This window comes from Thalassobacillus sp. B23F22_16 (assembly GCF_043496955.1).
GTDB lineage: Bacteria > Bacillota > Bacilli > Bacillales > Halobacillaceae > Thalassobacillus > Thalassobacillus devorans_A.
In genome coordinates, this window is record NZ_JBIEKD010000027.1 from 22,734 (window position 1) to 35,196 (window position 12,463).

The 12,463-nt window shown below is 42.9% G+C and carries 12 protein-coding genes; 1 reads left to right on the plus strand and 11 read right to left on the minus strand.

The window, feature by feature from the left end; translation table 11 throughout:
• The first annotated feature begins 31 nt into the window (after positions 1-31).
• Entirely contained in the window at positions 32-484 is a 453-nt protein-coding gene (locus ACGTNI_RS16905; RefSeq protein WP_394463858.1) for a GNAT family N-acetyltransferase, read from the plus strand.
• A 66-nt stretch (positions 485-550) separates the two neighbouring features.
• On the opposite strand, the gene ACGTNI_RS16910 is transcribed toward ACGTNI_RS16905, so the two are convergent.
• The 11 genes from ACGTNI_RS16910 to ACGTNI_RS16960 all read right to left on the minus strand — a co-directional run bounded on the left by ACGTNI_RS16910 (position 551) and on the right by ACGTNI_RS16960 (position 12,458).
• The gene (locus ACGTNI_RS16910; protein WP_394463859.1) at positions 551-1,534 is read right to left on the minus strand and encodes an ROK family protein; all 984 of its coding nucleotides are present in this window, start codon (positions 1,532-1,534) and stop codon (positions 551-553) included.
• A 21-nt stretch (positions 1,535-1,555) separates the two neighbouring features.
• A complete protein-coding gene (locus tag ACGTNI_RS16915) occupies positions 1,556-2,380 on the minus strand; it encodes a sugar phosphate isomerase/epimerase family protein (protein WP_394463860.1) in 825 nt (274 codons plus the stop codon).
• Positions 2,377-3,348, minus strand: a complete 972-nt coding sequence (locus ACGTNI_RS16920) for a Gfo/Idh/MocA family protein (RefSeq protein ID WP_394463862.1) — start codon at positions 3,346-3,348, stop codon at positions 2,377-2,379. Before ACGTNI_RS16920 ends, ACGTNI_RS16915 begins: the two co-directional genes overlap by 4 nt.
• A gap of 12 nt (positions 3,349-3,360) precedes the next feature.
• A complete protein-coding gene (locus ACGTNI_RS16925; protein ID WP_394463863.1) occupies positions 3,361-4,335 on the minus strand; it encodes a Gfo/Idh/MocA family protein in 975 nt (324 codons plus the stop codon).
• On the minus strand, positions 4,332-5,351 hold the full coding sequence (locus tag ACGTNI_RS16930) for a Gfo/Idh/MocA family protein (RefSeq protein ID WP_394463864.1): 1,020 nt from the start codon (positions 5,349-5,351) through the stop codon (positions 4,332-4,334). Before ACGTNI_RS16930 ends, ACGTNI_RS16925 begins: the two co-directional genes overlap by 4 nt.
• Positions 5,352-5,367: 16 nt before the next feature.
• Positions 5,368-6,198, minus strand: a complete 831-nt coding sequence (locus ACGTNI_RS16935; RefSeq protein WP_394463865.1) for a carbohydrate ABC transporter permease — start codon at positions 6,196-6,198, stop codon at positions 5,368-5,370.
• A gap of 23 nt (positions 6,199-6,221) precedes the next feature.
• A complete protein-coding gene (locus ACGTNI_RS16940) occupies positions 6,222-7,109 on the minus strand; it encodes a carbohydrate ABC transporter permease (protein WP_394463866.1) in 888 nt (295 codons plus the stop codon).
• 107 nt (positions 7,110-7,216) lie between these two features.
• Positions 7,217-8,464, minus strand: coding sequence for an ABC transporter substrate-binding protein (locus tag ACGTNI_RS16945; protein ID WP_394463867.1), 1,248 nt, complete (start codon positions 8,462-8,464; stop codon positions 7,217-7,219).
• Between the two features lie 52 nt (positions 8,465-8,516).
• On the minus strand, positions 8,517-9,716 hold the full coding sequence (locus tag ACGTNI_RS16950) for an ROK family transcriptional regulator (protein WP_394463868.1): 1,200 nt from the start codon (positions 9,714-9,716) through the stop codon (positions 8,517-8,519).
• A gap of 250 nt (positions 9,717-9,966) precedes the next feature.
• Complete coding sequence (locus ACGTNI_RS16955) at positions 9,967-10,824, minus strand: alpha/beta fold hydrolase (RefSeq protein WP_394463869.1); 858 nt, start codon at positions 10,822-10,824, stop codon at positions 9,967-9,969.
• 173 nt (positions 10,825-10,997) lie between these two features.
• The gene (locus ACGTNI_RS16960) at positions 10,998-12,458 is read right to left on the minus strand and encodes a CoA-acylating methylmalonate-semialdehyde dehydrogenase (RefSeq protein ID WP_394463870.1); all 1,461 of its coding nucleotides are present in this window, start codon (positions 12,456-12,458) and stop codon (positions 10,998-11,000) included.
• Positions 12,459-12,463 lie beyond the last annotated feature (5 nt).

Genomic DNA, 12,463 nt, shown 5'->3' on the forward strand with positions numbered 1-12,463 from the left:
ATATAGAATAACCGAAGAGGGAAGGGTTTTGATGGATAGAATTACGGAGGCAAGTGTTGCCGATGCACCTGAAATATTAGCCATACAAAAAGCTGCGTATCTAAGCGAAGCAGAGCTCTATAACGACTACGATATCCAGCCGCTTAAACAAACAGTAACGGAAGTAGAAGAAGATTTTGGAGACAATCTCATTTTAAAGTATACGCTTGATGGAACAATCGTCGGTTCCGTAAGAGCTCATGAAATAGATGGAACCTGCCATATAGAGAAATTGATGGTAGATCCTGAGTTTCAAAATAGAGGGATTGCTAAAAAATTGATGAAGGAGATTGAAAGCCGCTTCTCTGACTGCCGTTTCGAACTGTTTACTGGAGGTAAAAGTACAAAGAACATTTCCTTTTATGAGAAATTAGGGTACAAGGGCTTTAAGACCGAGAAGCTAGAGAGAGAAGAGACTGTTTTTATTTTTATGGAAAAAAGCTAATCATACGTAAAGCAGCCCTCTCAAATGGGAGGGCTGCTTTACGTGAAAGGTTCTACTATTTTCTCTTTATTTTTCAGAAACAGCTAATGCCTCGCCGCTTGATTCAAAGTAAAATCCAACTGCTCCCAATACCCCGGCATTCACTCCAAGTATCGATTTTACTATTTTCACATTTTGCGTCATGCTCGGTAGTCCGCGCTGGTCTACTGTCTTTTTGATTTCTGGCAGCATGATCTCTGATAAATTCATGACCCCGCCTCCAAATACGATGACTTCCGTATTCAGCAGGTGAACCAGGCTGGTTACACCGACACCGATGGACACGGCTGCTTCTTTCAATATTTCAAAGGAAAATGAGTCACCTGCTTGAGCAGCTTTTCCCAACTTTTCAGCAGAAACTTTCTCCGGCGAAGTAAAAAAATCACTTTTTGCCCCCATTTTAAGTCTATGTTGAGCGGTTTTCGCTATAGCACTACCTGATGCCAGATTTTCCAGGCATCCGATATTGCCGCACCCGCACGCTTCCCCATTTGCATCGATCGAAATGTGCCCGAACTCTCCTGCACTTCCTCCTTCACCGGTAATCAGGCGCCCGTCACTTATAATGCCCGCTCCAATCCCTGTACTTACTGTGATATAAACGAGATTCTCTGAACCTTTTCCGGCTCCCCATATACTTTCGGCAATAGCAGCTGCATTAGCATCATTGACAATATGGACAGGCAGGGAGAATTCCTTTTCCAGCAGGCTTCCTACCGGCATGTTTTTCCACCCTAGATTGTTGGCAAACACCACTTCTTTGTTAAGCGCATCTATTACCCCGGCGGTCGCGATGCCGATTCCCAGGATTCTGCTTTCATCCAAGTTACTTTCATCTATAAGACGATAGATCGAGGACACCACTTGGTCATAAACTGCCTCTGGTCCCTCAGGTGCTAATGTTTCCAGTTCACCCTCAGTTAAAATACTTCCTTTTTCATCAATAAAAGCTGTAAGGATTTTCGTGCCGCCTAAATCGATTCCAATTGCTACATCTCTGCTAACTGCCATCATTTTCTCTCCTTATTTTAACTAATCGAATGGAAAAAAATGATCCATAATCTCTGAAGTTGCTTTCAATAGTACTTCGGGATGATGGGGATGAGGTGGTATTTCCGGAGCAATATATCCGCTATAACCATTTGTCTTAAGGGTCTCAGCCACGTTCATCCAATCAATATCTCCAGCTAATAATGGAACAAAACCATCGATATTTCCGACGGTTCCTTTAAAATCCTTAATATGGACACTCGCTAATTGATCAGAAAGCAGGTGAATCCACTGTTCTGGATACCCGGAATGAACCAGGTTCCCGATATCGAGATAAACTCCGACCAAAGGTGAGTCGATAGCTTCTATAAATCCCCTCATTTCCATTGGACTTAACAAAAACTTATTCCATACATTTTCTATACCAATGGTAACCTTCTTTTCCTCTGCTGATTCAGTTAATCTCTTTATCGCTTCTATTGCCCGCTTATAGGCTGTGTCATAAGATACATCTTCTGTCACTAACCCAGGTACCACAAGGACTGTTTCTGCTAGACACTGACTGGCAATCTCCAGCATCTTTTCAACGATATCTATCCCTTCTTGCCTCGTGTCTCTGTTTTCAGATGTCAACGGGAATTTCCAGAGCATAGCTGTAGAGATACTAAATATTTCAATCCCGTATTTGCTTGCTGTTTCTATTACCCGCCTTACTTCTTCTTCAGTAGTATCAAGCGTAAATATGGAGCCTTCTTTTTCTTCGACATTCAACTCCATGCCACGAAAACCCAGTTCTTTTGCGGTTCTGAATAGCTTATCAGCGTCCCACTCTTCTGGAAAACACCAGGCATTTATTCCTTTTTTCATTCATTCAGCCCCTTTTCCCGTGCTATCTCCCTTGCTTCGATAGCTGTCTCCAGTGTTTGGATCACTTCCTTATCAGTGATGAGTGGCTGCTCTGTTCCACGAAAACAATTAATGATATGCCTGAGCTCACGATAGAAAGGATCATTACACAAAGTTTCTTTGGACAGCATTCTTGATTTCCCTGAAGTATTCTTAAAGACAAAAGGAATTTCATTTCTATTATCATAATGTAAAAAGCCATTGGTTCCGTCTATTTCCACCCGCTGATGCAACCCGCCTTGATCGACACTTGTCCAGACCCCATTCACGGTTATCATTGGACCACCGTCCACTTTTAGATTAATTATGATGCCTTTTAACTTCTCTTCAGAAATAAGCTGACTGGAAATGATTTCAGGCTTTCCGAAATTCCAGACAATAAAATCCAAATCATGAATGACAAAATCGAGAAAAAGGCCGCCGCTTTTTCTTTCATCTTTATACCAGTCTTGACCGACTAGTATCGGGTAATGAACCGACCTTGATAACCGCACTAATTTAGGATCAACAATCTCTTTGTTAGCCAGGAGTTGATGAATTTCCTGGTAAGCAGTCATGAAACGGCAAACCTGGGCTATATAAAGTGCGACATAATTTTTTTGGCAAATCTCAAACATTCTCTCAGCATCTTCTACCGTTAAAGCAATCGGTTTTTCGCAAATGATGTTCTTTCCTGCTTCCGCTGCTTTTATAACCGTTTCTAAATGTAGAAAATTAGGGAGACAGATATCAACAGCTTCAATATCCGGATCGTGTAAAACCTCATCAATATCAGACGAGGCTTTACAATCAACGTTTTCCGCCATTATTTTTGCCCGCTCCACATCGACATCCACGATGGTCTTGATCCTGACGTCTTTCATCTTTTGATAAGCTGCTACGTGCATAGTTGCTATGTTGCCAGCTCCAATGATTGCTATGTTAAACATATCAACACAACCTTACCCATTAGTTACCGTCTGCTTTTGCTCTCCGGATAGATAGGCAGAGAGTGCCACTTCTAATGCTTTCAGGCCATCAGTTCCAGTGATAGAGGGTTTTCTGCCTGCTTTAATGGATTCTGTAAAATCGCGAATCAAGCTTTCGTCCATATCATCGCCCCAAAAATCCCAATTGACGCCTTCCTTATCACTATAGACATTGACTTTTTGATCGAAGGCATCGACGGTCAACGTACCTTCTGTACCAATGACTTCAAGCGTCACATCGCCCCATGTGGGGTAAGCATCGTTTCTGGACCAGCTGCAATCAAGCGTTGCAAACACCCCGTTTTCCAACGTCATCGTCAGGATGCCGCTATCATCAATCTTGCCACCTGAAACGAGATTGTCATATTCGGCGTACACATCTGTCACTTCCGTGTCCATAAACCAGCGAAGCAAGTCGACAACATGGACGGTATGATCCATGACCGCTCCCCCGCCAGACATTTCCTTATCGATAAACCATCCACCGGGGTTCGTCCCACGATTCGTTCCTTTCACAGCCAATATCCTGCCTAGTTTACCAGTTTCAATCAGCTCTTTCGCTCGTTTGACAGGCGTATTGTACCGGACAGGAAAAGCGATTTGGAAGAAAACATCGTTCTTCTTACAGCTTTCAACCATCTCCTCAGCATCCTCTACCGTAGTGGCAATCGGCTTTTCGCATAGTATATTCTTTTTGGCTTCTGCTGCTGCAACGACATGCTCCTTATGCTTTACATTCTCAGATGTCACGATGACTGAATCGATATCCGATGCCAGAAGATCGTCATAACTTTCATAAAAAGTAGTTTGATTAGCCTCTGCTGCCTTCCTTCCGCGCACCGCGTCTTCATCAAAGACCCCAGCAAGCTCTATATCACTATGTTTATTGATTGCATTAGCGTAACTGTAGGCATGACCATGTGCAAAGCTGATGATTCCGATTTTCATCGTGCATCCACCTCCATCAATTCCTTCATCGTTACCGGCTTCCCTGTATCACAGGACTGCTGGGCAGCCTTTGCAATTTGAATCGCCTGATAACCATCTTCTGCTGTGACTAGCGGTTCGCTTCCATCACTGATACAAGCGATGAAATGCTTCAATTCTTCACGATAAGGGTTCGAAGCGAGAGGGCTTTCAGGGACTTCCACACCTGCACTTCCTGCTTCTTTTTCTCTGGAAACATGCTTCAAAGGGCTGTTTTTGGCACTGTTATAATCGATAATGCCTTCTGTTCCGGCCACTTCAATTCCGGAAGAAAAGCCTTGATGTGCCCAAGTTCCTTCCAGGTGTGCCAGAACCCCGCTTTTAAAACGTAACGTGACAAGTGCATAGTCGATGCTCAGCTCATCAGCATCTTTTCTTGCAATTTTTTTAGCAAACACCCGCTCTACTTCTCCAAAACAAGAACGCAGATAGTCAAAGTCGTGCAAGAGCAAGTCCAAAATCAGACCGCCGCTTTTTTCAAAGTCTCCATACCAGTTTTGCCAGGCTTTCGGAAATGTGCCGCCCCTGGTTGTACGCACCACTGCAGGTTTTCCTATCTTTCCTGCTTCTATAGTAGCTTTTATACTGTTGTACTCCTGGAAAAAGCGGACAACGTGACCGACAAACAACCTTACTTCATGTTTTTTGCAGTAATCGATCATTTCCCGCGCTTCCTCTGAACTTCTGGCCAGCGGTTTTTCACAGATGACATTCTTCGCTTGGTCAGCAGCTTTCATGGCATACTCTTTATGCAAATAGGTTGGCAGACAAATATCAATAACATCAACATCTTCAAGCTGTTCCAGCGCTTCCTCGTAAGAATAGAATGGGCTTGTACCGACTTTTGCAGCCAATTGATCAGCATGTTCCTTCCTGATATCCACAATTCCTGCGATTTCAACGTTATCCAGGCTGCTATAAGCCTCTGCATGTACGGTTCCCATCGTTCCGGCACCAAGTAATAATACCCTTATCATTCCTTACCTCTCCTCTCTATTCTTTAATGGCTCCCGACATGAAGCCTTTAATGAAATACTTCTGGACGAAACTGAACATTACCGCAATCGGGAATGTCGAAATTACACTGGCCGCCATCATCTGATGCCAGTAGACAATGTTTTGTCCAGCAAAATCAGTCAAAGCAAGACTGATCGGTCTTAAGTGGGAATCAGAGATGAAAATCAACGGAATCAACAAATCATTCCAGGCCATAATGAAGGCGTAGATTCCAGCCATTGCAATTCCGGAAGCTGACAGGGGCATGACGATTTTGATGATCCCTTTCATTCGCGAACAGCCATCCATCGCCGCTGCCTGCTCCAATGTTTCTGGAACACTTTTCAAGTACCCATGAAGCAGCCAAACTGCCATTGGCAGCGTTAAAGCACAGTTCGTGATAATTACCCCAAATAAGGAGTTTAATAAGTTATAATTCTGTGCTAATTGATACAATCCAACGATTAACACAATTGGGGAAAACATTTGTGTAACGAGCACAATAAAAAGCATGCTGTTCCTGCCGAAAAAGGAAAAACGGGAAATGCCATAAGCAGCTGGAAAAGCCAGCAAAATAGTGATTATGGCAGTAGAAGAAGCAATAATTAAACTATTGAAAAAGGGAGCACTGAACTGATAGTCCCCTCCCCACACATTAAGATAATTGCTCCATTGAGGAATCTCCGGAAACCATTCCGGCGGCCAGTTAAAAATACCCTCATAGGTCTGTAAAGAGGTGGTCAACATGATCCAAATCGGAAATAACATGATAATGAATATTCCCCATAACCCAATGTGGGTAGGGAGGTTTCTCCATTTTTTACTCAATTGGCTTCACCTCTCCTTTCCATTTAAAGTTCTTCCTGTCTCATCAAAAGTCGCTTGTAAAGAACCGTACAGATAGTCAGAATAATGAAGATGACCACAGCAATTGCAGCACCCATTCCTAAATCAAAAGCACCGAATGATAATTTATAGGCCTGTACGATCAATGTCTGGGTAGCATCAACCGGACCACCGTGAGTCATTGGCCAGATGACACCGAATGAGTTGAATGTCCAAATCCCTGACATCGTAGTAGCAACCAGAATAATCGGCTTCATCATCGGCAGCGTGACGTGTATGAACTTTTGCAGTTTACTGGCACCATCCATACTGGCCGATTCATGGAGTTCCACTGGAATCGACTGGAGTCCAGCGAGGAACATCATCGCTAAAAACGGGATCCCCAGCCACATATCCGTGATGGCCGTAGCGATGAACGCGGACATTTTATGACCTAGGAAAACATAAGGCTCCTGAAGGATGTTAACCTGCATCAGGATATAGTTCAGCATCCCGAACTGCCCGTCGAATATCCAGCGCCAGGTTACAGCAGCTACTACCATTGGCGTAACCCAGGGAATCATCAGCAGAATCAAATAAAAGCGTTTAAAAGCAATATCTCTGGCAAGCAATAACGCTATTCCTAAAGCGATAGCTGTCTTACCCCCAACCGATAAAGCCGTCCACGCCCCCGTCCTGCCCACGGTTTCCCAAAATGCCATGGAAGTGAACAAGTTGGCGTAATTCTCTAACCCAATAAATTGAACACCAAGATCAGGTCGGGTCATTATATTACTGGTCAATGATATATACAATATTCTTCCGATTGGATAAGCAACCATGATAAGCATGAACAAGATTAATGGAAGTAAATAAAAGAAAGGTGATTTTTCCGGCGATAAGTTGAATCGCATGCTTCTTTTCTTTACGCCCGCACTTGCTTTGGTATAAGAAGTAATCTTGAACACTCCTTTCCTGGCGTAAATCGAGGAGGCAGGTACTCTACCTCCTCATTCACCAATTATTTAGGTTCGAGCTCTTGTTCTTTGATTTCTTTTGCTGCATCATCCAGCACTTTTTGTGGGTCTTCCCCATCTAAAGCCCGTTGGACAGCAGTGGTGATTACATCCTGGAACGGCTCCCACACGGCAGGCATCGGCTGAGGCTCTCCATGTTCAATCATGTCAACAAAAGTCGAGAAGTAAGGATCCTCTTTAAAGAAGGGATCTTTCGCTTCCTCTGTTAACAGCGGTAGGGAACCATTACTTTTATCAAACTCTTTCTGTTCTTCAAGAGAAGTAAGAAACTCAATAAATTTCCATGATTCTTCCGGATGTTCCGTCTTAGCCGATACATAAATGGAATCGGACACCAGGATATTGGCCATCTTTTTGCCTTTAGGTAATGGCGCGGATGCGTATGGGGTATCTTCATTGTCAGGATCAACGCCCATCAACGCTTTTCCCCATGGTCCAATTACATACATAGCAATCTTTCCTTCTTTGAAAAGCACAGGTAAAAGTTCACGGTTATACTCCACCGGATTAGGAACTACTTTATGTTCTGTATAAAAATCAGTATAGTATTTCAAAGCTTCTACGGCTTCTGGTGAATTAATCATTACATTTCCTTCTTCATCGAAGACTTGTCCACCATTCTGCAAGAGATAATTGAAATATTGAGTAGTCGTGGACACATGGGCTGCTCCTGAAATTGCAAAACCATACATGCCTTCATTTTCTTCCTGCACCGTTTTTGCAGTCTCAACGAGCTCTTCCCATGTAGTCGGCGGCTCTTCAATTAAATCGGTACGATAAATCAAGGAACGTGCAGAAAAGGCACGAGGGATTGCATAAATTTCATCTTTATACTGAGAAGATTGTTGCAGTGCTTCCGGATATTCTTTGATTTTCTCAGAAGCCATATCTGTTAAAGGAAGCAAGGCATCCATATCCGCAAATGCTGTCATCCAGCGGCTTCCGCCAGCAAAAACATCTGGTGAAGATCCACCATTAAATCCTGTAACAAGTTTCTGGTAGGCATTGTCCCAGCCTACAGCTTCGAGTTTCACTTTGATATCCGGGTTCTCTTCTTCGAACCTGTCAATGATATCTTGCACTCTTTCCCTAGTGTCAGGATCATCGGCACCTGGTTTTAAATAAGTGATTTCAACAGGACCATCTCCCCCAGACTCCCCTTCTGTCTGACCGGAACATGCTGCCAATATCAGCGCGATACTAAGCAATAACATCGTCAGTGATTTTTTCACCTTTTGCCATCTCCTTTATAATTTAATCATTAACTCCTTGGAATGTATGCGCTTACAATGGGACTTCAAAAATCTCTTCTAAAGCGACAGAAGCTGCACCTTTCAACTGGAAATCACCCCCTAAAGTGGTCGCTTGTATTTCTAAACCATCGGTGAAGATGTCAAAAGCAAGCGTGTTCACTTTTTCTCGAAGTCTATTGATAAAATAAGAATCATTAGTGATAGGACCCCAGCCAATTAAAATCACTTCTGGGTTGAATAAATTGACCAAGGTTACCAGTCCATTTGCCATATACTCGATAGTTTCTTCAATAACACTCAAAGCAAGTTCATCCTTATATTGAAGCGCTTTCAAAAAATCGCCTTGTGAAACTTCCTCAAGTTTTTGATAACTATCCATCATTCTGGTGGGTGTACCTTTCTCTAGATGCTCCTTAATACTTTCTTGAATGGCAGGCCAGTTCACATAATTCTCTAAACAGCCTCTGTTTCCGCATTCGCAAAGAATGCCATTATTATTAATCGTAATGTGACCAAACTCCCCAGCTCCCCCGTGTGACCCACGGAAGATCTGATCCTCTATCACAATTCCAGAACCTATCCCATCACCCATCTGGATATAAATCAAATTTCTTTTCGCACCATAATGGCCGTATTTGTTTTCTGCAAGCGCTATGGCATTGGCATCATTATCAATCCATGCCCTTAATCCAAACCGCTCTTCCACCATTTCTTTTAACGGAATATTTTCCAAATGCATTTTAGCATTGTTACGGATGATTCCTTTTTTAGCGTCTATGATTCCTGGAGTGATAATCGATACACCAAGGCACAAGGACAAATCTTCACATGCATCAAGATGATTACCGATTCTGTCCAGCGTATAACCGATGACATCAGGGTGTGACTGAAAATCATCAGTATAAATCTCTTTATCTTTCACATCTGCTTCCATGTTCAATTTTCCAATAATAATAGAAGAATTAGTAATAGACACGCCAAGGACAAATTTACTATCGGGAGCAAATTGAAGATACACCGGCTTTCTTCCACCACTCGATTCTCCTACCCCCCCTACTGTTACCATCCCCTCTTCAAGCAGTTCATTTACTGCGGAGGTTACCGTCGTAGGACTTAACTTGTTCTGTTTCGCTATTTCACTTCTCGATATAGGACCATGCTCACGAATAGTTTTCAGAATGATATATTGATTGATTTCCTGCATCAACTTCAATCCGCCAGTTTTTTTCATTGTCCCCTCCTGTCCTCCCTTTTTTGCTTTAATACATTCGAACTTACTTTTTCCAGTGACTTTATTAAGTTACAGTTTAACTATAACATGACTTATTTGAAAAATAAATTAAATATTTAGAATTTTTAAATAGTAAATATTAGCAAACTGTTTGCTCCCCAGGATAATCAGATATAGAGTTTTTTAGAAATGATGAAGACTTCGTGACTACAAACAAAAAGCCCCCATTAATGTGAGGGCTTTTCCTATCTTAATAAGAACTTCTTACGGCCCGCTCCGGATCGGCCGGTCCCTCATGATCAAGGGCATCAAACATAAACTTGTAGGATAATGGCTCATAGACAATAGTTTGGTGATCCGCGAGGTTTAACGGGTAGTAATCCTGGATGGTTATGTTCGAGACTTGTGTAGCAGGGCCGTCAAGAAATGCGGAGCTATAGGGGGTGACCACCTGATCGGTTTTTGTCGTAATCACGGTATACGACACATTGCCCGGAGTCTCATCTCCCTGGTTCAGGTTTTCCAGAAATTCCGAGCCAACTAATTGCTGCTGGCAAGCTGTGCAGGAAGTGATATCAGATACATCAGAATTCAGTCGCGTGAAGCCCAAAATGCCATCAGTTCCGTGGTTGGAGGGAACAAAAGCTATCAGATTATCAACATTTTCCGCGCCTCTTAAGTTTTTAATATAATAACGAGGCATCATACCGCCCTGACTATGCCCAATGATATCCACCCGCTCAGCGCCGGTCAAATTTAATACATTATCTACAAACTCTTTCAACTCTTGAGCAGAATCTTCAATCGGGCCTGTAGAAGCTCCTGCATGAGTCAATCCATAATTCAAGGCATAGACGCAATTCCCTTTGCTTGCAAGCACGGGAGAAAGCTCTGCCCAGTTTTGCGCACTCCTTTCGAAAGTACCTGGTACAAGGATAATCGGTTTGGGCTTGTCTTCAGAAGGCTCGCATGTGGGATCATTCGCTCTAGGTGGAGGCGTACCCTGTTCTAGTAAAAAATCTGAGTCACTTTGAGCATTTACTAGATTTGGCAAGGATAACAAGACAGTAAAGACAAATGCGAAAACATAGATAATAGGTTTAAACATTCATATTCTCCTTTCCTTTCACTCATCGTATAAAAACGCTTACAAAAGGTCAAAAAAACAACACGAAAAGAGCCTACTCTTGTCTTCACATAGCTTATATTACAACGAAAAAAAACACCTACACCCCAGGGCCTCCAATTTCTGGAGGACCTGGGGTGTTGTGTTAAATCCATTTATACCCAGCGGGTGGTCAGGACTTTTTTGCGTGTATAGAACTCGAGACCATCTTTTCCGTTAGCATGAAGATCTCCATAGAAAGAATCTTTCCAGCCAGAGAATGGGAAGAAGGCCATAGGAGCTGGTACACCGATGTTGACACCTAGCATACCTGCATCAATGGTTTCGCGGAATTGACGTACACTTCCTCCGTCTCTCGTAAAGATACAAGCTCCATTAGCAAAACGTGATTGATTAGTCAGGGCAACTGCTTCATTAAGATCTTTCACACGTGCAATAGACAGAACCGGAGCAAATATTTCATCTTGCCAGATTTTCATCTCTGTCGTTACGCCGTCAAAAATAGTAGGTCCTACAAAATAGCCTTCTCTTTTGGCATCTTCATCATTACGACCATCGCGAACAAGTTTTGCTCCTTCTTTCTCACCAGTTTCAATATAATTCAATGTACGTTCCTTATGGTTTTCCCGGATAACTGGTCCGAGGAACACTCCTTCATCCATGCCGTTTCCGATGGTGATTTCATTAGCTTTGTCCGTTAGCAGTTCAATGAATTCATCGGCAACAGAATCTTCGACAGCTACAACTGAAGCTGCCATGCAGCGTTCACCGGCAGATCCAAATGCCGCGTTCAGGATTTGAGTAGTAGCATTATCGATATTGGCATCTTTCAGGACGATGGAGTGGTTTTTAGCTCCTGCAAGGGCCTGCACGCGCTTCAAGTTCTCCGTACCACGCTTGTACACATATTCAGCAACAGGCTGGGAACCGACAAAAGAAATAGCTGCGATGTCTTTATGATCCAGCAACCCATTTACAACATCATGAGCTCCATGTACGATGTTGAATACACCTTTTGGCAGTCCTGCTTCTTCTAAGAGTTCTGCCAGGCGATTAGCAAGCAATGGGGTACGTTCAGAAGGCTTCAATACGAACGTATTACCAGTAACAATTGCCATTGGGAACATCCAGGCAGGTACCATCATTGGGAAGTTGAATGGTGTGATTCCACCGATTACTCCGATTGGATAGCGGTATACTCCTGATTCAAGGCCTGCTGCAATGGAAGGAAGCTGTTCTCCCATCATTAAAGAAGGAGCGCCTGAAGCGAATTCAACGTTTTCAATGCCTCGCTGAACTTCTCCATATGCTTCTTTAAAGCTTTTACCATTTTCAATTGTTACGATTTTCGCCAGCTCATCCCAATTATCAACAAGCAATTGCTGATATTTAAACAGGATACGTGCCCGTTTAGGAACAGGTACTTCCTTCCATTCTTGAAAAGCTTCGTCAGCGATTTTCACTGCATCCTCCACGTCTTTTACAGAAGAAATGGGAACATGGGCAATGACCTCTCCTGTTGCTGGATTATATACAGGTTCTGTTTGATCAGATTGAGCGTCTACCCATTCTCCGCCAATATAGTTTTGAAGTGTTTTTACTTGTGTTTGAGTCATAACAA

What these genes read in the sequence shown, in the direction of transcription:
- ACGTNI_RS16905 (WP_394463858.1), top strand. Translation starts at nt 32, where the DNA reads ATGGATAGAATTACGGAGGCAAGTGTTGCCGATGCACCTGAAATATTA.
- ACGTNI_RS16910 (WP_394463859.1), bottom strand. Translation starts at nt 1,534, where the DNA reads ATGGCAGTTAGCAGAGATGTAGCAATTGGAATCGATTTAGGCGGCACG.
- ACGTNI_RS16915 (WP_394463860.1), bottom strand. Translation starts at nt 2,380, where the DNA reads ATGAAAAAAGGAATAAATGCCTGGTGTTTTCCAGAAGAGTGGGACGCT.
- ACGTNI_RS16920 (WP_394463862.1), bottom strand. Translation starts at nt 3,348, where the DNA reads ATGTTTAACATAGCAATCATTGGAGCTGGCAACATAGCAACTATGCAC.
- ACGTNI_RS16925 (WP_394463863.1), bottom strand. Translation starts at nt 4,335, where the DNA reads ATGAAAATCGGAATCATCAGCTTTGCACATGGTCATGCCTACAGTTAC.
- ACGTNI_RS16930 (WP_394463864.1), bottom strand. Translation starts at nt 5,351, where the DNA reads ATGATAAGGGTATTATTACTTGGTGCCGGAACGATGGGAACCGTACAT.
- ACGTNI_RS16940 (WP_394463866.1), bottom strand. Translation starts at nt 7,109, where the DNA reads ATGCGATTCAACTTATCGCCGGAAAAATCACCTTTCTTTTATTTACTT.
- ACGTNI_RS16950 (WP_394463868.1), bottom strand. Translation starts at nt 9,716, where the DNA reads ATGAAAAAAACTGGCGGATTGAAGTTGATGCAGGAAATCAATCAATAT.
- ACGTNI_RS16955 (WP_394463869.1), bottom strand. Translation starts at nt 10,824, where the DNA reads ATGTTTAAACCTATTATCTATGTTTTCGCATTTGTCTTTACTGTCTTG.
- ACGTNI_RS16960 (WP_394463870.1), bottom strand. Translation starts at nt 12,458, where the DNA reads ATGACTCAAACACAAGTAAAAACACTTCAAAACTATATTGGCGGAGAA.